Origin of the sequence: Novosphingobium sp. (genome assembly GCF_039595395.1) — a bacterium.
Taxonomy (GTDB): domain Bacteria; phylum Pseudomonadota; class Alphaproteobacteria; order Sphingomonadales; family Sphingomonadaceae; genus Novosphingobium.
In genome coordinates this window covers 2,502,450-2,520,378 of sequence record NZ_JBCNLP010000001.1, presented here as the reverse complement: position 1 = coordinate 2,520,378, position 17,929 = coordinate 2,502,450, and the positions used below count along the sequence as shown (strand labels likewise).

The 17,929-nt window shown below is 63.6% G+C and carries 15 protein-coding genes and 2 pseudogenes; 13 read left to right on the top strand and 4 right to left on the bottom strand.

What is annotated here, in order from left to right:
• The first annotated feature begins 163 nt into the window (after positions 1 to 163).
• The 8 genes and pseudogenes from dnaK to ABDW49_RS11660 all read left to right on the top strand — a co-directional run bounded on the left by dnaK (position 164) and on the right by ABDW49_RS11660 (position 9,283).
• A pseudogene (dnaK, locus tag ABDW49_RS11695) lies at positions 164 to 2,076 on the top strand (molecular chaperone DnaK).
• Positions 2,077 to 2,207: 131 nt separating this feature from the next.
• Entirely contained in the window at positions 2,208 to 3,344 is a 1,137-nt protein-coding gene (gene dnaJ, locus ABDW49_RS11690) for a molecular chaperone DnaJ (RefSeq protein ID WP_343612075.1), read from the top strand.
• A 43-nt stretch (positions 3,345 to 3,387) separates the two neighbouring features.
• Positions 3,388 to 4,777, top strand: a pseudogene (radA, locus tag ABDW49_RS11685) (DNA repair protein RadA).
• Positions 4,778 to 4,789: 12 nt separating this feature from the next.
• Entirely contained in the window at positions 4,790 to 5,383 is a 594-nt protein-coding gene (locus ABDW49_RS11680) for a CvpA family protein (RefSeq protein ID WP_343612073.1), read from the top strand.
• A gap of 3 nt (positions 5,384 to 5,386) precedes the next feature.
• Positions 5,387 to 5,821: an iron-sulfur cluster assembly scaffold protein gene (locus tag ABDW49_RS11675; protein ID WP_343612071.1), complete on the top strand. Its 435-nt coding sequence runs from the start codon at positions 5,387 to 5,389 to the stop codon at positions 5,819 to 5,821.
• Between the two features lie 36 nt (positions 5,822 to 5,857).
• Positions 5,858 to 6,904 carry an alanine racemase gene (locus ABDW49_RS11670; protein ID WP_343612069.1) on the top strand — a complete coding sequence of 349 codons (1,047 nt, stop codon included), beginning with the start codon at positions 5,858 to 5,860 and terminating at the stop codon, positions 6,902 to 6,904.
• Between the two features lie 94 nt (positions 6,905 to 6,998).
• Positions 6,999 to 7,592: a polyhydroxyalkanoate synthesis repressor PhaR gene (phaR, locus tag ABDW49_RS11665; RefSeq protein WP_343612067.1), complete on the top strand. Its 594-nt coding sequence runs from the start codon at positions 6,999 to 7,001 to the stop codon at positions 7,590 to 7,592.
• Positions 7,593 to 7,723: 131 nt separating this feature from the next.
• The gene (locus ABDW49_RS11660; protein WP_343612066.1) at positions 7,724 to 9,283 is read left to right on the top strand and encodes an aminoacyl--tRNA ligase-related protein; all 1,560 of its coding nucleotides are present in this window, start codon (positions 7,724 to 7,726) and stop codon (positions 9,281 to 9,283) included.
• Positions 9,284 to 9,353: 70 nt separating this feature from the next.
• On the opposite strand, the gene ABDW49_RS11655 is transcribed toward ABDW49_RS11660, so the two are convergent.
• The 4 genes from ABDW49_RS11655 to ABDW49_RS11640 all read right to left on the bottom strand — a co-directional run bounded on the left by ABDW49_RS11655 (position 9,354) and on the right by ABDW49_RS11640 (position 12,779).
• Positions 9,354 to 10,238, bottom strand: coding sequence for a shikimate dehydrogenase (locus ABDW49_RS11655; protein WP_343612065.1), 885 nt, complete (start codon positions 10,236 to 10,238; stop codon positions 9,354 to 9,356).
• Between the two features lie 52 nt (positions 10,239 to 10,290).
• Complete coding sequence (locus ABDW49_RS11650; protein WP_343612063.1) at positions 10,291 to 11,553, bottom strand: MFS transporter; 1,263 nt, start codon at positions 11,551 to 11,553, stop codon at positions 10,291 to 10,293.
• Between the two features lie 235 nt (positions 11,554 to 11,788).
• Complete coding sequence (locus ABDW49_RS11645; RefSeq protein WP_343612061.1) at positions 11,789 to 12,088, bottom strand: cytochrome c; 300 nt, start codon at positions 12,086 to 12,088, stop codon at positions 11,789 to 11,791.
• A 37-nt stretch (positions 12,089 to 12,125) separates the two neighbouring features.
• Positions 12,126 to 12,779, bottom strand: a complete 654-nt coding sequence (locus ABDW49_RS11640; RefSeq protein ID WP_343612059.1) for a TetR/AcrR family transcriptional regulator — start codon at positions 12,777 to 12,779, stop codon at positions 12,126 to 12,128.
• 425 nt (positions 12,780 to 13,204) lie between these two features.
• Here ABDW49_RS11640 and ABDW49_RS11635 point away from each other — a divergent pair, with 425 nt between their 5' ends.
• The 5 genes from ABDW49_RS11635 (at position 13,205) to ABDW49_RS11615 (ending at position 17,927) form a co-directional block, all read left to right on the top strand.
• Positions 13,205 to 13,579, top strand: a complete 375-nt coding sequence (locus ABDW49_RS11635; protein ID WP_343612057.1) for a DUF4168 domain-containing protein — start codon at positions 13,205 to 13,207, stop codon at positions 13,577 to 13,579.
• A 285-nt stretch (positions 13,580 to 13,864) separates the two neighbouring features.
• Positions 13,865 to 15,745, top strand: a complete 1,881-nt coding sequence (locus ABDW49_RS11630; protein WP_343612056.1) for a TIM barrel protein — start codon at positions 13,865 to 13,867, stop codon at positions 15,743 to 15,745.
• A gap of 90 nt (positions 15,746 to 15,835) precedes the next feature.
• Positions 15,836 to 16,549 carry a glutamine amidotransferase gene (locus tag ABDW49_RS11625; protein WP_343612055.1) on the top strand — a complete coding sequence of 238 codons (714 nt, stop codon included), beginning with the start codon at positions 15,836 to 15,838 and terminating at the stop codon, positions 16,547 to 16,549.
• Entirely contained in the window at positions 16,546 to 17,286 is a 741-nt protein-coding gene (locus ABDW49_RS11620) for a YggS family pyridoxal phosphate-dependent enzyme (protein ID WP_343612053.1), read from the top strand. Before ABDW49_RS11625 ends, ABDW49_RS11620 begins: the two co-directional genes overlap by 4 nt.
• Positions 17,283 to 17,927, top strand: coding sequence for a MarR family transcriptional regulator (locus ABDW49_RS11615; protein WP_343612051.1), 645 nt, complete (start codon positions 17,283 to 17,285; stop codon positions 17,925 to 17,927). Before ABDW49_RS11620 ends, ABDW49_RS11615 begins: the two co-directional genes overlap by 4 nt.
• The last annotated feature ends 2 nt before the right edge of the window (positions 17,928 to 17,929 follow it).

The following is a 17,929-nucleotide window of genomic DNA, read 5'->3' as shown; positions in this document are numbered from 1 at the left end:
GCCATCATGCAATTCATCATGCAATAGCTGCCCAAAAAGGCCTTGTCGCCTCGCAAACCGCTCCTATATGCCCCTTCGTCAAGGAGCCGCCAAACCGGTTTGCCGCATCTGCGGGGGCCTTTGGACAGGCGGTGTCACACAGCGACATGAGGACGGAAGAACTATGGGTAAAGTGATCGGTATCGACCTGGGCACCACCAACAGCTGCGTTGCTGTGATGGATGGTGGCAAGCCCAAGGTCATCGAAAATTCGGAAGGGGCACGCACCACCCCCTCGATCGTGGCCTTCACCAAGGATGGTGAGCGCCTGATCGGCCAGCCGGCCAAGCGCCAGGCGGTGACCAATCCCGACAACACCATCTTCGCTGTGAAGCGTCTGATCGGTCGTCGTTACGACGATCCGATGACGCAGAAGGACATGGCGCTGGTTCCCTACAAGATCGCCAAGGGGAAGAATGGCGATGCGTGGGTCGAAGCCGGCGGCACCGACTATTCGCCTTCGCAGGTCAGCGCCTTCACGCTGCAGAAGATGAAGGAAACCGCCGAGAGCTATCTGGGCGAGACCGTCACACAGGCCGTCATCACCGTGCCCGCCTACTTCAACGACGCCCAGCGTCAGGCCACCAAGGACGCCGGCCAGATCGCCGGTCTTGAGGTGCTGCGCATCATCAACGAGCCGACGGCGGCCGCGCTGGCCTATGGTCTGGACAAGAACGATGGCAAGACCATCGCCGTCTATGACCTTGGTGGCGGCACCTTCGACGTGTCGATCCTGGAAATCGGCGATGGCGTCTTCGAGGTGAAGTCGACCAACGGCGACACCTTCCTGGGCGGTGAAGATTTCGACAGCAAGCTGGTCGAATATCTGGCCGACAAGTTCAAGGCCAAGGAAGGTCTGGACCTCAAGACCGACCGTCTGGCCTTGCAGCGCCTGAAGGAAGCCGCTGAAAAGGCCAAGATCGAGCTGTCGTCCGCGCAGACCACCGAGATCAACCTGCCCTTCATCACCGCCCGTATGGAAGGTGGCGCGACCACCCCGCTCCATCTGGTGGAGACGCTGAGCCGCAGCGATCTGGAGCGTCTGGTCGGTGACCTGATCCAGCGCACGCTGGAGCCTTGCCGCAAGGCGATGAAGGATGCCGGCCTCTCGATCAGCCAGATCGACGACGTCGTGCTCGTGGGCGGCATGACCCGCATGCCCAAGGTGCGCGATGCCGTGAAGGAGTTCTTCGGCAAGGAACCCCACACCGGCGTGAACCCCGACGAAGTCGTGGCCATGGGCGCCGCCATTCAGGCGGGCGTGCTTCAGGGCGACGTCAAGGACGTGCTGCTGCTCGACGTGACCCCGCTGTCGCTGGGCATCGAGACGCTGGGCGGCGTGTTCACCCGCATGATCGACCGCAACACCACGATCCCCACCAAGAAGAGCCAGGTGTACTCGACCGCTGACGACAATCAGCAGGCCGTGACCATCCGCGTCTTCCAGGGCGAGCGTGAAATGGCGGCGGACAACAAGATGCTGGGCCAGTTCGACCTGCTCGGCATTCCGCCCGCCCGTCGCGGTGTGCCCCAGATCGAGGTGACCTTCGACATCGACGCCAACGGTCTGGTGAACGTGTCCGCCAAGGACAAGGGCACCGGCAAGGAGCAGCAGATCCGCATCCAGGCGTCGGGCGGTCTGTCGGACTCCGACATCGACCAGATGGTCAAGGATGCCGAGAAGTTCGCCGAAGAGGACAAGAAGCGTCGTGAGGCCGCCGAGGCCAAGAACAACGCGGAAAGCCTCGTCCATGCCACCGAGCAGCAGATCGCTGAAAACGGTGACAAGGTCGATCCGGCTCTGAAGGCCGAGATCGAGGCGGCCATCGCCGAAGCCAAGACGGCCATCGAAGTGGCGAGCCCGCCGAGATGACCGCCAAGACCCAGGCCCTGACCGAAAAGGCCATGAAGCTGGGCCAGGCGATCTATGAGAAGGAGCAGGCCTCTGCTGCTGCCCCGGGCGGCGCTGGTGGTCAGGCCCATGACGATGGCGTGGTCGACGCCGAGTTCTCGGAAGTTGACGAGAACAAGGGCTGATTTGATCGCCTGAATGAATGCGGGCCCGCCACGCCTTTCAAGTGGCGTGGCGGGCCTGTTTTTTACATGGACTTCGCGCTCGGCAACCATGTTGCCGGAGCTCGCGCTGAACTGATCCCGAAGGAACGCCCATGTCGACCCAGGTCGATTATTACGAATTGCTGGAAGTCACCCGCGAAGCCGATGATGCGACGCTCAAGAGTTCGTATCGCAAGCTGGCGATGAAGTTCCACCCGGACCGCAATCCGGGCTGCAAGGACTCCGAGGCGAAGTTCAAGGAGATCAGCGAGGCTTATGACTGCCTGAAAGATCCCCAGAAGCGTGCCGCCTATGACCGCTTCGGCCATGCCGCTTTCCAGAATGGCGGCCCCGGTGGCGGTGGTTTTGGCGGTCAGGGCGCCGAATTCGGCGACATCGGCGATATTTTCGAGACGATCTTCGGCAGCGCCTTTGGCGGCGGCGGCGGGCGTCAGCAGGCGCGTCGCGGCGCCGATCTGCGCTATGATCTGGAAATCGGCCTCGACGAAGCTTTCCATGGCAAGGATGTCGAGATCGAGATCGAGGTCTCGGCCACCTGCGAACCCTGCCACGGCAAGGGCGCTGAGCCCGGCACCGGTGCGCGTCGCTGCAATCTGTGCGGCGGCCACGGCAAGGTGCGCGCCAATCAGGGCTTCTTCATGGTGGAGCGTATCTGCCCCACCTGCAACGGTCGCGGCGAAGTCATCGAAAAGCCTTGCCGCTCCTGCCGCGGCGAGGGCCGGGTGGATCAGAAGCAGAAGCTGGAAGTCTCGATCCCCAAGGGCGTCGACACCGGCACGCGCATCCGCCTGACCGGCAAGGGCGAGGCCGGGCCTTTCGGTTCGCCTCCGGGTGACCTCTACATCTTCCTCCATGTGAAGCGCCACAAGGTGTTCGAGCGTGATGCGACGACCCTGCTGACCCGCGCGCCGATCAGCTTCACCACGGCCGCGCTGGGCGGATCGATCGAGATCCCCGGCCTTGACGGCAAGATGCATGAGATCGAGATTCCGGCGGGCATCCAGTCGGGCAAGCAATTGCGCAAGCGCGGAGCTGGCATGCCGGTGCTGAACGGTCGCGGGATTGGCGATCTGGTGGTGGAAGTGGCGGTGGAAACGCCGACCAGGCTTTCGGCCCGCCAGAAGGAGTTGCTGCGCGAGTTTCAGGCCAGCGAGACCGGTGACGAATGCCCTGAAGTGAAGGGCTTCTTCAACCGCATCAAGGATGTCTGGAACGATATACGCGAGTAAATCGTTACTTGCGTTCCTCATTCGTTCCAACTACGCAGGCCTTATGGCCAAACCCAAACGTCGCTTCGTCTGTTCCTCCTGTGGCAGTGTCACCAACCGTTGGCAGGGGCAATGCGTCGATTGCGGCGAATGGAACACGCTGACCGAGGAGGCACCGGCAACGGTCTTCTCGGCCAAGCATGACCTGTCCAGCGGCGGGCGGGCGATCAGCTTCGAGCCGCTGGATATGCCGGGCAAGGCGCTGGTCAGGCGGTCGACCGGCATCGATGAGTTCGATCGCGCGCTGGGCGGCGGTCTGGTGCCGGGCAGCGCGATCCTGATGGGCGGCGATCCGGGTATCGGCAAATCGACCCTGCTGCTTCAGGCCAGCGCCAAGGTGGCGCAGGCAGGCGGCCTTGCCGTTTATATCAGCGGTGAGGAAGCCACCGGCCAGATCCGCCTGCGCGCTGAAAGGCTGGGTGTGGCCAGCGCGCCGATCAAGCTGGCCGCCAGCACCTCGGTGCGCGATATTCTCACCACGCTGGGCGATATGGATGCGCCCGCGCTGCTGGTGATCGATTCGATCCAGTGCATGCATTCCGACCAGATCGAGGGCGCGCCGGGTACTGTCTCCCAGGTGCGTGGCTGCGCCTTCGAACTGATCCGCTATGCCAAGGAAAACGGGGCGGCGCTGGTGCTGGTCGGCCATGTCACCAAGGATGGCAGCATCGCGGGCCCGCGCGTGCTGGAGCATATGGTCGATGTGGTGATGGCCTTCGAGGGCGAGCGCAGTCATCAATACCGCATCCTGCGCAATCTGAAGAACCGCTTTGGCCCGGTCGATGAGATCGGCGTGTTTGCCATGGAAGGCCATGGCCTGGCCGAAGTGGGCAATCCCTCGCTGCTGTTCCTGTCGGGCCGGGAGAACACCATTGCAGGCAGCGCGGTCTTCCCGGCGATGGAGGGCACGCGCCCGGTTCTGGTGGAAATTCAGGCACTGATCGTGCGGCTGCAATCAGGCGCCACGCCCCGCCGTGCGGTGGTGGGCTGGGACAATGGGCGCCTCGCCATGCTGCTGGCGGTGCTGGAGGCACGCTGCGGGCTCAATTTCTCCAGCGCTGAAGTCTATCTCAATGTGGCGGGCGGCTATCGACTGGCCGATCCTGCCGCCGATCTGGCGGTGGCCGCCGCGCTGGTCTCGGCACTGGCGGAAAAGCCTTTGCCGCGCGAGGCCGTGTGGTTTGGCGAAGTCTCTCTGGCGGGAGAAATACGCCCGGTGGCCCATGCTGGCCTGAGGCTGCGCGAATCGGCCAAGCTGGGCTTTGCCCATGCCTTCGGGCCGGAGGATAAATCGCTCTCCGGCAAGAGTGGTGCGGTCAAGGAAGCGGGGGGGGCGTCATACAAGCGTGCAACTCCTGCCAAATCTCGTTGACCGCATCCTTGGGGGCGAATAGTCCGGTCGGATCATGACCGGCTTTGATGTGACTGTATTCGTGGTGGTGGGCGCCGCTGCCTCGCTCGGCTTTTTGCGCGGTTTCGTGCAGGAGGCGATTTCGCTGTCCGCCTTTATCGTGGCGATGGCAGCCGTGCATCTGCTGCAGGCCCCACTGGCCAAGGCGCTGTTGCCGCATATCGGATCGGAATCCGGGGCCGATGTGGCTGCCTTCCTGTTCCTGCTGCTGGTGCCCTATTTTCTGGTGCGCTTTCTGGCGCGCTATCTTGGGGGCGCCGCGCGCAACTCGATCCTGGGGCCGGTCGACCGGGTGCTGGGTTTCGGCTTTGGCGCGGTGAAGGGCACGCTGATCGTGGTGGCTGGTTTCTCGCTGATCGTGCTGTTCTACGACACGGTCTGGGGCGTCGGCGGGCGTCCCGAATGGATCACCAAGAGCCGCACCTATCCTTTCGTCAACGCCAGCAGCAGCGCTCTGCTCAAGATGGTGTCGGAGCGGCGCAAGGCCGCCGCTGAGGCCGCCGACGCCGACAGCTCGGCCAGCAGCGACGATGAGGCGCCCAAACGCCACGTCGCGCCCCATCGTCGCACGCATCACAAGGCCGATTGAGCCTTGGCCTCCGGCACGGTTCTTTATTCGCCCGAGGTGCTGGCCATGGCGCTGGATTTGGCGCGCTGGCCGATGGCAGGCGATCTGCCGCTGATTGGTGAGGCGCGCTCGGCCTCTTGCGGCAGCAGGATGCGGGTGGGGATCGCACTGGATGAAACCGGTGCGATCGAACGCATCGGTGTTGCCGCTCAGGCTTGCGCGATTGGTCAGGCCGCGGCCAGCGTGATGGCGCGCGCGGCAGCGGGCCGTTCGCACCAGGATATCGCCAGGGCGGAAGCGCAAATCGTGGCATGGCTTGGCGGAGATAATGCCTTGCCGGACTGGCCGGGGTTGGAAGCGCTGACGGCTGTGCGGGATTATCCCGGCCGGCATGGCGCTTTCCTGCTGGGCTGGCGTGCCGTGCTGAAGGCCATGGCGGCGCCAGGGCAGAGGGCATGAGCCCCGACGCTCCCCGCGTGGATTTCGAGGTTTGAGATGACACGATCGTCCCCCGTTGCCCCCTTGCGCCTGACGATTGATGGCGATGTCTTGGCGCATAACTGGCAGGCGCTGAATGCCCTGTCCGGCACGGCGAGCGCTGGGGCGGCGGTCAAGGCGGATGCCTATGGGCTGGGCGCAAGGCGCGTGGTGCCGCTGTTGGCGCGGGCGGGCTGCGCGGATTTCTTCGTCGCCCATTGGGCCGAGGCTGCCGATCTGGTCGATCTGGTCGACCCGCGCCGCATGGCCGTGCTGCATGGACCTCTGACGGATGCCGATGTTGCTTTCGCCAAGGCCAGCGGCGTCAGGCCGGTGCTCAACTCGCTCGATCAGGCGCGGCGCTGGCGTGAGGCGGGCGGCGGCCTTTGCGATGTGATGGTCGATACGGGCATGAACCGGCTTGGCCTTGCGACCTCTGAACTGGTGCAACTGGCGGGGCTGGAGGTGGATGTGCTGCATTCGCATCTGGCCAGTGCGGATGAGGACAGCAGCCTCAATGCGCTGCAACTGGAGCGCTGGCAGGCATCGCTGGGGGCTTTGCCGCATCGGCGCGCGGCTCTGGCAAACAGCGCGGGGATCATGCTGGGCGATGCCTATCACGGCGATCTGACGCGGCCTGGTCTGGCGCTCTATGGTGGTATCGCGCGGCCCGAATTGGCCGATGTGATCCGCCCTGTGGCGCGTCCGCAGGTGGCGCTGCTGCAGGTGAGGCAGGTCGCGGTGGGCGATACGGTGGGTTACAATGCGACCTTCACCGCTTCCGCGCCGATGCGTCTGGGCACGGTGGCGCTGGGCTATGCCGATGGCTATCTGCGCTGCTGGTCGGGGCGCGGCATGCTGCGCACGAGCGAGGGCACCGATCTGCCTGTGGTGGGCCGCGTTTCGATGGATCTGACCATTGTTGACCTGTCTCACGCCCCCCATCTGGTCGAGGGTGACTGGCTCGATGTCGCCTATGATCTGCCGCAGTCCGCCGCGCAGACGGGGCTGTCGCAATATGAGCTGCTGACCGGTCTGGGGCGCCGTTTCGCACGTGCGGGCTAAACTTGCGTTTTGCTGTGCTGCTGCGCAGCAATCTGTTGCGCCCATGGAGTTTTGAGTGCACACTGCCGTTCAGAAATGGGAGTAGGACAGACTGATGGCTGACAATGCGGGCTCCAAAGACAACACCGTCATCATCAAGAAATATGCCAACCGCCGGCTGTATAACACCCAGTCGTCGAGCTACATCACGCTCGACCATCTGGCCAAGATGACGCGTGAGGGGATCGAGTTCCGCGTGCTCGACGCCAAGTCGGGCTCTGACATCACCCATCAGATCCTGACGCAGATCATCATGGAGGAAGAGGCCAGCGGCGAGCAGATGCTGCCGGTCAATTTCCTGCGTCAGCTTATCGGCATGTATGGCAATTCGATGCAGGCGCTGATCCCGCATTACCTCGAAGCCAGCATGGACCAGTTCCGCGCCAATCAGCTCAAGCTGCGCAAGGCGTTTGAGGACAGCATGGAGACCAATCCGCTGGCCCGGCTGACCCAGCAGAACATCGCCATGTTCCAGGCCGCCGCTGCTGCTTTCATGCCCGGCGCCGACGGCGTGGTGCCCAAGGATGAGGCGCCGACGGCCACCCCTGCCGCCGAACCCGAGAAGACCGAGGGCACGCGCGGCGAGCTCGATGCCCTGCGTGAGCAGATGCTGGCCATGCAGAAGAAGCTGGATTCGCTGGGCAAGTAAGCCTGATCAGGCGGGCGGGGGCATAACCTCGCCCGTGTGATGCTTGCCATGGCTTGATATTGGCGATTTTTGCGTTTGATGCGCGTCGAGAGGGTTTGAACTCCCGCTCTTGCCAAGCTAAGGCCGCGCGCATGACACAGAACGCTCCCAACCCCAAGATCCGCCACGCGCTGACCGTCAAGCGCGCCGATGATTTCGCGCAATGGTATCAGCAGGTCGTCTCCGAAGGCGAAATGGCCGAGGAATCGGGCGTGCGCGGCTGCATGGTCATCAAGCCATGGGGCTATGGCATCTGGGAGCGTATCCAGAAGCTGATGGACGCGCGCATCAAGGAAGCGGGCGTCGACAATTGCTATTTCCCGCTGTTCATTCCGCTCAGCTACTTCTCCAAGGAGGCCGACCATGTGGAGGGCTTCGCCAAGGAGATGGCGGTCGTCACCCATCACCGCCTGATCGGCGACGGCAAGGGCGGGCTGATCCCCGACCCCGAGGCCAAGCTGGAGGAGCCGCTGATCGTGCGCCCCACCAGCGAGACCGTGATCGGCGCCGCGATGAGCCGCTGGGTGCAGAGCTGGCGCGATCTGCCGCTGATGGTCAATCAGTGGGCCAATGTGGTGCGCTGGGAAATGCGCACCCGCATGTTCCTGCGCACCAGCGAGTTCCTCTGGCAGGAGGGCCACACCGCCCATGCCGATCGCGATGACGCGATGAGCGAAACCCTGCGCGCTCTGGAAATGTACCGCGAGTTTGCCGAAAACGTGCTGGCCATGCCGGTCGTTGCTGGCGAGAAGCCCGAGAATGAGCGCTTCCCCGGCGCCGTTGCCACCTATTCCATCGAGGCGATGATGCAGGATGGCAAGGCGCTTCAGGCGGGCACCAGCCATTATCTGGGCACCGGTTTCGCCGAGGCTGCGGGCATCCGTTACCAGTCGAAGGAGGGCGCTCAGGAGCTGGCGCATACCACCAGTTGGGGCGTGTCGACCCGCATGATCGGCGGCGTCATCATGACCCATGGCGACGATGATGGCCTGCGCGTGCCGCCCGCCATTGCGCCGCATCAGATCATCATCCTGCCCATGCTGCGCGAGGATGATGGCGATGAGGCCCTGCTGGCCTATTGCGAAGAGATCCGCCGCGAACTGGCCAAGCTTTCCGCGCTGGGCGAGCCTATTCGCGTGCTGCTCGACAAGCGCGCGGGCAAGGCCACGCAGAAGCGCTGGGCCTGGGTCAAGAAGGGCGCGCCGATCATTCTGGAAATCGGCGGTCGCGATGCGGCCGGCGGCATGGTTTCGGCGGTGCGTCGCGATCGGCTGTGGAAGGATGATGGCAAGGTCAATTTCGTCGGCCAGACGCGCGATGATTTCATCGCCGCCGCTGTCGCCGAACTGGAAAGCATCCAGTCCAGCCTGCACGCCGAGGCGACGCAGCGCCGCGACGCCAACATCACGACCGGGATCACCTCGCTTGATGCGCTGGCAAGCTTCTTTGCCGAAGATCAGCGCTATCCGGGCTGGGTCGAGCTGAACTGGTCGCGCCCGACCGGCGCCGCGCTGGAGAAGGTGGTCGAGCAGTTGAAGGCTCTCAAGCTGACGATCCGCAACACCGCGCTGGATGCTGCGCCCGCTGAGGGCGTTTGCCCCTTCACCGGCGAGCAGGCTGTCGAGCGTATTTACGTGGCGCGCGCATACTAAAACAGAAAACCCGGCATGGCGTGAAAGATCGCCGTGCCGGGTTTTTCAGGCCACTGCTTGTTTGCGTGGCTCAGCCTGCCGTAAAGGCGGCAAAGCTTTCCGCCATCCGTGCGCGATCCGGCGCCTGACCGGTGAACAGGGCAAAGGCATCCGCTGCCTGTCCCACGGCCATGCCCTGACCCGTCAGCGTGCGGCAACCCAGAGCACGGGCGGCGGCCAGCAACGGTGTTTCCAGCGGGAAGTAGATGATCTCGGCAACCCAATGGTGAGGCTGCAGGGCGGCCACGTCGATTGGCGTGCCGGGAAACTTGGCCATGCCGATGGGCGTGGCATTGAGAATACCATCCACTTTGCCTGCCGCCTGCGCGGCATCCTCCACGATGGAGATGCGCCCGGCACCATAGCTTTCGGCGAGTTGATCGCGCAGCGCCGTCACCCGTGCCGTATCGGTATCAAACAGGCTCAGATGCTGCACGCCGATGGTCGAGAGCAAGGCATGGGCGGTGGCCGATCCGGCGCCACCGCAGCCCAGTTGCAGCACATGGCCCAGAGCCACGCCCGGCAGGCCATCCAGAAAGCCCTGGGCAAAGCCCGAAACATCGGTGTTATGGCCGATACGCTTGCCGTCGCGGAAGGCGATGGTGTTGACTGCGCCAATAGCCTGCGCGCCCTCGGACAGCTCGTCGAGCAGCGGCATCACCGCCTGCTTGAAAGGAAAGGTGATGTTCAGCCCGGCAAAGCCCGCCATCTGCACCGCATCGAGGAGCTTGGGCAGATCTTCGTCAGCCCAGCCGCGATGGGTGAAATCGAACAGCGAATAGAGCAGGCGCAGCCCCTGCGCATCGCCTTCCTGCTCATGCATCCAGGGCGTGCGGCTTTCCAGAATGCCACGCCCGACCAGACCGACCATAATACGGGGCTTGTGTTGCGGGGCGGGGGAGGACAGGACCATCATGGTACTCGGCTTTCATCAAGGGGGCGTTGGGGGATGGGAAAAGACTGTCGGCCTAGTCGATGGTCACACGCTCCACCGGCCCCAGGATCAGCAGATAGGACAGCGTTCCCAGCACACCCAGGGCGCCGATATAGGCCAGCGCGAAATAGAAGCTGCCCGTTGCTCCCACCACGAAGCCGACCACCAGCGGCGTGACGATGCCCGCCAGATTGGTGAAGAAGTTGAACATGCCTCCGGTCAGGCCCATCATCTGGCGCGGCGCGACATCGGAGAGCAGGGTCCAGCCCAGCCCGGCCAGCCCCTGACCAAAAAAGGCCACCGACATCACCGCGATCACCGCATTGTTGCTGCGCAGGAAATTGGCCGCGACCATGGTCGAGCACAGCAGCAGGCCGGTGATGATCGGCAGCTTGCGCCCGATGGTGGGCGATCCCGTCAGACGGATCAGCCAGTCGGACCACCAGCCGCCCAGCAGCACGCCCAGCGAGGCGCCGATATAGGGCAGGGACACCAGCCAGCCCGATTTGATGAAGGTCATGCCTCGCTCGTCCGCCAGATAGGACGGGAACCAGGTGAGGAAGAACACCAGGGTCGAATTGGAGCAGAACTGCCCGATCGAGGCCCCCGCGATCTGCCGCTTGGTGATGAGCTGCCACACGCGGCCCCAACTGAAATCGAGGCTCTGCGTTTTGCCCGCGAAGCCGCCGCCCGCCTCGATCAGTGCGAGTTCGGCTGCATTGGCGCCGCTGTCGGCGGGCTCGCGATAGATGCGGTGGAAGATCACGGCGAAAGCGATGCCCAGCGCGCCCACAGCAAAGAACAGCGAGCGCCAGCCATAGGTGCTCAGCATCCAGCCCAGCACCGGGATCAGCAGGCCCAGCCCGATATATTCGCCCACCGTATAGACGCCGGTGGCCTTGGCGCGCTCCTGCTGGGGGAACCAGGTGGAGAGCACACGGCTGTTGGCCGGGAAGCAGGGCGCCTCAGCCAGACCCAGCGCGAGGCGGGCCGAGACCAGCCCTGCCACGCCGGTCGTCAGCCCGTGCAGCGCGGTCATCATCGACCATGCGCCCAGCGACAGTGCATAGGTCAGCCGCGTGCCGAGCCGGTCGATCACATAGCCGCCAGGGATCTGCGCGATGGCATAGGTCCAGGAAAAAGCGGAGAAGATCAGCCCCATCACCTCGGGCGAAATGTGGAGTTCGGCCACCAGAGAGGGCTTGGCAACGCCCATCACCGAGCGGTCGAGGTAATTGATCAGCGTGGCCAGCGAGATCAGCGTCAGGATCGTCAGGCGCTTGCGGGAGGGTTTCATGCGACAGTCTCCGCCAGCTTTGTGGCCTGGCTTGCGCTGCGGCGGTAACCACGATTCGGCCCGTGCAAGGCCGCATGTTTGCCGATCATTCGGCCTCTCCCTTAAGCATTCTTGCCGCTTGCGGGGTACATGTGCCCCGGCTGACGGATTTTGTGAACTAACTGGTGTATAAAACAACGAGCCGTTCGAATGCAAGGGCCATTGCGGCCATGAGGGGGGAGGGGCAGCGGGCTGCTCAGGAGGTGGGGGCGTAGGTCCGGGCCAGATAGGCGACGATCACATCATAGTCCTCGTCGCTGACCTGCGCGCCCTTGTTGATCATCTGATCGACCACATCGCTCCACTGTTGCCGGGTCCGGCGCTTGCTGGTGATCATGGCAGGGGGATGGCAGACGGTGCAGGTGTGTTGCACCGCCTCGACCCCCGCACCAGGCGCAAGGGTGCCGGAGGTGGCGACCGGCGGCGCGGTCTGGGCCTTGATCGCGCCGACGCAGAGGACGGCAAAGGACATCAGCAGAGGAGAGGCTTTTGTCATGCGCATATCGTTGCCCGGCCCGCCTGAATGGAGAGGTTCAGGTGGGGCGATGCCCGACCCAGGACAGAACACATTCGATGATCTGTGCGCGGCGCCGCGCCCGAACCTCGGGCTGCGACAGGTCGATCTCGAAATTGTGCTTGAAGGTGAAGCGGTTGGACACGTTGTAGAAGCTCAGGGCGCTGATCGTCATATGCAGGTCGATCGGGTCGATCCCGGCGCGGAACAGGCCCTGCGCCACGCCCTTGTCCAGAATGCTGCGCAGCGCCTCGATCACGGTGCGGTTGCGAGCCTTGATGCCGGCCATATTGGCGATATGCTCACCATTGAGCACGTTCTCATTCATCACCAGCCGGACAAATTCGGGGTGATCGAAGTGATAGTCGAAATTGTGGCCGATGATTGCGCTCAGCGCCTGATCGGGGGGCAGCGCCTCGAAATTCGCGGCCTGTTCCTGCGCGCGGATGCGTTCATAGGCCCGCTCCAGAACGGCTTCATAGAGCCCTTCCTTACCGCCAAAATGGTAATAGATCATGCGCTTTGACGTTGCGGTCTTCTCCGCGATCTCATCGATGCGTGCGCCGGCCAGTCCCTTTTCGGCAAATTCGGCATAGGCGATTTCAAGAATGTTCTCACGCGTTTCCTGCGCGTTGATCTGCCGCTTGGAAAGTTGTTGCGTGTTGTCTGTCACCGCTCGCCATGCTCCTGCCCCTTGATGCACATCCCTGTGGTGCAAAGGCTTTGGGGTCTGCCTATCCTTCGGTTCGGGGCTTGTCAGCAAATATTCTTGCGCGATTGCGGTCGGCGCGACAAGGGCGCGGCCACTCTGTCTTTCGATGGCAGAAGCCGCCAGAGAATCGCATGGCACCGCAAGCCCGGTGCCGTTCGTCCCATGCGCCCGAACGGGCCTGTCGTGAGACGAGCCATAACCCCGACGCAGCAAGATTCGGATAGGCAAGGATTTTTTACCTTCCCGTCAAACCCGGACGATGGTCGGCATGAAGGCGGCAATCGAGTGCACTTGCCTTATAAACGTCACAACTCGTCGGAACATGGGTTCCCCCTCCACGTTTGCAACCCCAGGTTAGCGATACCCCCACCCACGAGGAGATGATTGTGAAACTGTTCAAGGCAACCCTGAGCTCCATCGCGGCCCTGGCTTTCGTGCCTGCCGCTTTCGCGCAGACCGCCCCGGCGACAGCGACTCCCGAAGCGTCTACGCCTCCGGCCGCTGCCGCCCCCGCAGCCCCTGCCGCCGCCGGCGCTTTCAGCGATGACGACGTGCAGAAGTACGCCACGGCCCTGGTGGCCGTGAACAAGGTGCAGACCGATACGACCGTGCCGGATGCCGACAAGCAGGCCAAGATGGCCGCCGCTGTCCAGCAGTCGGGCGTGGACATCCAGAAGTTCAACGCCATCACGCAGAGCATGCAGACTGACAAGGCGCTCCAGCAGCGCATTCAGGTCGCTGCGGCCGGCGTGCCCAAGTAAGGTATCGACAGGCCTTTTCCTGACGACACTCTTCAGGAACGGGGTGACAGCACTCACACCACGCCGACCTGTCTGCTGATGTGAGGTGATGCACCGTCCCGTCGGATGATGCCAAGATGACAGGGCGATGGGCCCGGAAAGCTTTGATGTTTTCCGGGCCCATTTGCTGTCTGCCGCTGGCGGCGTCTCCATAACACGATGGTATGGGTAAGCGATTCAGCATGGCTTACGCCGCCCGCTGACCAGGCGCATAATCGGGGCTCCTTTTACATGGGGGCCAGTTTCATGTCGTCCAATGCCATCGCCACGGTTTCGCTCAAGGGCACCTTGCAGGAAAAGCTGATCGCGGCGGCGGGCGCGGGCTTTGCCGGGGTGGAAATCTTCGAGGCCGATCTGATCGGTTCGGATCTGTCGCCCACGCAGGTGCGCCATATGCTGGCCGATCTGGGCATGAGCTGCGATCTCTATCAGCCCTTCCGCGATTTCGAGGGCATGCCCGGCGCGCTGCGCGCCCGCGCCTTCGACCGCGCCGAACGCAAATTCGAGCTGATGGGAGAGCTGGGCACCAACCGTATTCTGGTCTGCTCGAACTGCCAGCCCCATTCGCTGGGCGAGCGCCAGCGCATCATCGACGATTTTGCGGAACTGGGCGAAAGGGCCGCCAAACACGGCATCCTCGTCGGCTATGAGGCGCTGGCCTGGGGCCGCCATGTCTATGACCATCGCGATGTGTGGGAGATCGTGAAGGCGGTCGATCACCCGAACATCGGCATCATTCTCGACAGTTTCCATTCGCTCTCGCGCCGCATTCCCAGCGCCAGCATCGCCGACATTCCCGGCGACAAGATCACCTATGTCCAGCTTGCCGACGCGCCGCTGCTCGACATGGACCTGCTTTACTGGAGCCGCCATTTCCGCAATCTGCCGGGGCAGGGCGGGCTGGATGTGGCGGGCTTCGTCGCGGAGATTCTGCGCAGTGGTTACACGGGGCCGCTCTCGCTGGAGATCTTCAACGACCGTTTCCGCTCCAGCTCGCCTGCGCTGGTGGCGGCTGACGGTTATCGCTCGCTCGATTATGTGCGCGATGCCGCGCTCACCCGTCTGGGCCGCCCCACCACCATGCCCGCCCCCCAGGCCGTGCTGGGCACCGAATTTGTCGAGTTTACCGCCACGGGCGATGAGGCCGAAAGTCTGAAAACCACCTTCTCCAGCCTCGGCTTCGATTGCGCGGGCACGCATCGCACCAAGAAAGTCACGCGCTGGACGCAGGGGGCCGTCAATCTGGTCATCAACGCCGAGCCCAAGGGCTTTGCCAAGACCTATCGCACCGTCTTCGGCACCTCGATCTGCGCGGTGGGTCTGCGCGTGGCCGATGTCGATGCCGTGCTGGAGCGTGCCACGGCGCTGGGCATCCGCCATTACACGCCGGAGGGACGCCCCGGACGTCTTGCCATGCCCGCGTTGCGCGGGGTGGGCGGCAGTCTGGTCTATCTGATCGCCGACGATGCCACGGAAAGCCTATGGGCCCGCGAATTCGCGCCTGTCGCCTCTGAGGGCGATCTGCCCGACAGCCCTGCCGTGCGGCGCTTCGACCATCTGGCGAGCGTGGTCCATCATGACGAATTCCTGTCGTGGCAGCTTTACTGGCGCGCGCTCTTCGGGTTGGAAGCCCTGACCGAGCAGGATGTCATCGATCCTTCCGGGCTGGTGCACAGTCAGGCGCTGCAATCTGCGGATGGCGCGTTCCGGGTGACGATCAATGCTTCGGATGCACGCGAAACCCTGTCTTCGCGTTTTCTGGCGCGGGGGATGGCGGGCGGCTATCAGCATGTCGCCATGGCCTGCGACGATCTGGCTGCCAGCAGCGCGGCGCTGCGCGAGCGAGGGGCCAAGCTGCTCGATATCCCGGCCAATTACTATGAGGATCTGGGCGCCCGCTTCGGCTTCGATGACGAGGCGCTGGCCGGGCTGGAGCAGAGCCATCTGCTCTATGATGAGGATGCGTCCGGCAACCGCTTCCATCAGCTTTACAGCCGGGCGGTCGACCGGCGGTTCTTCTTCGAATTTGTACAGCGTGATGCGGGCTATACCGGTTATGGTGCGCCCAATGCCGGGGTCAGGCTGGCGGCTCAGGCGCGTTTCCGGCCGGCTGAGCCGGTGGATTGAGCGCGCGTGGCAAGGTCCCAGGCAAAATCGCTTTTTAAATTAGGACTCCTAATATAAAGGGAGGCGGCAACAGCGATTGGAGCCGCCCCCATGTCCACGACGTCCAAGACCGCCACCGTGATCCGCCACATCCATTTCGAGGATCTCGGCATCTTCGCGCAGCCCTTGATCGATCAGGGCTATGCCGTGGCCTATCACGATGTCGGCCTTTCCGATGATGATAGGCTCGATCTGCTGTCGCCTGACCTGCTGGTGGTGCTGGGTGGCCCGATCGGCGTCTATGAGGTTGAGGCCTATCCTTTCATGAGCGGAACCATCGCGCAATTGCGTCAGCGCCTGGCCGAGAACCGCCCGACGCTGGGTATTTGCCTCGGTGCGCAACTGATGGCCGCCGCGCTGGATGCCGAAGTGGGACCGATGGGCCATAAGGAAATCGGCTTTGGCGAACTGACCCTGACCGAGGATGGCGCCAAAGGTCCGCTGCGGCATATCGTTGGTCAGCCGGTGCTCCACTGGCATGGCGATGCTTTCCAGATTCCCGAGGGCGCTGCCAATCTGGCCACGACAGCCTTGTGCGGCACGCAGGCATTCTCGCGCGGGCACAATCTTCTGGCCCTCCAGTTCCACCCCGAAGTCGATATCGCCGCCGGGATCGAGCGCTGGCTGATCGGTCATGCTTCCGAACTGGCTGGCGCAAAGATCGATCCGCGCGCCCTGCGTGCCGAGGCTCAAAAGATTGGCAGCACGACACGTGCCGCAGGGCAGGCGATGCTGACCCAATGGCTGGAAGGCTTGCAGGCATGAGCGATGTGGCCACCGCCCTGAACACCGTCCGGGGGAAGGTCAGGGATGCTGCGCAACGCTCCGGGCGTTCTCAGGATGCCGTGCGCCTTGTTCTGGTCACCAAGACCGTCGCGCCCGAGCGTGTGCGCGAAGCCATCGCCGCCGGGCAACGCGATCTTGGCGAGAACAAGGTGCAGGAAGGGCAGGGCAAAGCCCAGGCGCTGGCGAACCTCGATCCGCCCCCGCGCTGGAGCATGATCGGTCACCTCCAGACCAACAAGGTCAAGGATGTGTTGGGTTTCGCCGATGAGGTCCAGTCGCTCGATCGCCTTTCGCTGGCCACTGCGCTGGATCGGCGGCTGCAGCAACTAGGCCGCTCTCTGGACGTGCTGGTGCAGGTCAACAGCTCGGGCGAGGCCAGCAAATATGGCCTGACCGCTCAGGAGGTGCCCGCTTTCCTCAAGGAGTTGACGGCTTTTTCCGCGCTGCGCCCCAGAGGTTTCATGACGCTGGCCACCTTCACCGCCGATGAGGCCGAGGTGCGCCGCTGTTTCCGCCTGATGCGCGATGTCCGCGAAAAGGCCTGTCAGGAAGCGCCGCAAGGCGAGGCTCTTGCCGATCTGTCGATGGGCATGTCAGGCGATTACGAATGGGCGATTGAGGAAGGCGCGACCATCGTTCGTGTCGGGCAGGCCGTGTTCGGCCCGCGCGCCGTGCCCGACGCCCATTACTGGCCCGGCGAAACAACGTCCCGATGACCTCGGTCTTCGACGCCATCAGTGAACCGGTTGCCCGCAGGGTGACATCGGGTCTGGTCAGGATCGGGCAAGTTCTGCGCAGCCGCGCATGGAAAGGCGCGGCTGCGCAGGGTGTCACCCCGACGCAGGGCCATGCGCTGGACCTGCTGCGAGAGGCACCCGATGGCCTCTCACTGGGCGAGATTGCGCAGCATCTGGGCGTTTCCCCACCGACCGCCAGCGATACGATGAAGGCGCTGGTAACCAAAGGTCTGGTTTCGAAACAGCCCGGCGCGGCCAAACGCTCGATCCGCCTGACGCTGACCCCGCAAGGCGCCGCACTCGCCGAGCGCACCCGTAACTGGCCCGATTTCCTGTCCGATGCCGTCGAGACGCTCGATCCGGCGGAGCAGGCTGCTCTGCTGGGCAGCTTGATCAAGCTGATCCGCGCCATGCAGATGAAGGGCGATATTCCGGTGCAGGCGATGTGCGTGACCTGCAGCTACTTTCGCGCCAACATGCATGATGATCCGCAGGCGCCGCACCATTGCGCTCTGGTGAATGCGCCTTTCACGGATCACCATCTGCGGTTGGCCTGCCCGGAGCACCTACAGGCTGATCCCGTGTTGATGGAGGCCAATTGGCAGAGATTTACAGAATAAGG

What these genes read in the sequence shown, in the direction of transcription:
- dnaJ (WP_343612075.1), top strand. Translation starts at nt 2,208, where the DNA reads ATGTCGACCCAGGTCGATTATTACGAATTGCTGGAAGTCACCCGCGAA.
- ABDW49_RS11620 (WP_343612053.1), top strand. Translation starts at nt 16,546, where the DNA reads ATGAGCGATGTGGCCACCGCCCTGAACACCGTCCGGGGGAAGGTCAGG.
- ABDW49_RS11655 (WP_343612065.1), bottom strand. Translation starts at nt 10,238, where the DNA reads ATGATGGTCCTGTCCTCCCCCGCCCCGCAACACAAGCCCCGTATTATG.
- ABDW49_RS11625 (WP_343612055.1), top strand. Translation starts at nt 15,836, where the DNA reads ATGTCCACGACGTCCAAGACCGCCACCGTGATCCGCCACATCCATTTC.
- ABDW49_RS11645 (WP_343612061.1), bottom strand. Translation starts at nt 12,088, where the DNA reads ATGACAAAAGCCTCTCCTCTGCTGATGTCCTTTGCCGTCCTCTGCGTC.
- ABDW49_RS11670 (WP_343612069.1), top strand. Translation starts at nt 5,858, where the DNA reads ATGACACGATCGTCCCCCGTTGCCCCCTTGCGCCTGACGATTGATGGC.
- ABDW49_RS11615 (WP_343612051.1), top strand. Translation starts at nt 17,283, where the DNA reads ATGACCTCGGTCTTCGACGCCATCAGTGAACCGGTTGCCCGCAGGGTG.
- ABDW49_RS11660 (WP_343612066.1), top strand. Translation starts at nt 7,724, where the DNA reads ATGACACAGAACGCTCCCAACCCCAAGATCCGCCACGCGCTGACCGTC.
- ABDW49_RS11650 (WP_343612063.1), bottom strand. Translation starts at nt 11,553, where the DNA reads ATGAAACCCTCCCGCAAGCGCCTGACGATCCTGACGCTGATCTCGCTG.
- ABDW49_RS11680 (WP_343612073.1), top strand. Translation starts at nt 4,790, where the DNA reads ATGACCGGCTTTGATGTGACTGTATTCGTGGTGGTGGGCGCCGCTGCC.
- ABDW49_RS11630 (WP_343612056.1), top strand. Translation starts at nt 13,865, where the DNA reads ATGTCGTCCAATGCCATCGCCACGGTTTCGCTCAAGGGCACCTTGCAG.
- phaR (WP_343612067.1), top strand. Translation starts at nt 6,999, where the DNA reads ATGGCTGACAATGCGGGCTCCAAAGACAACACCGTCATCATCAAGAAA.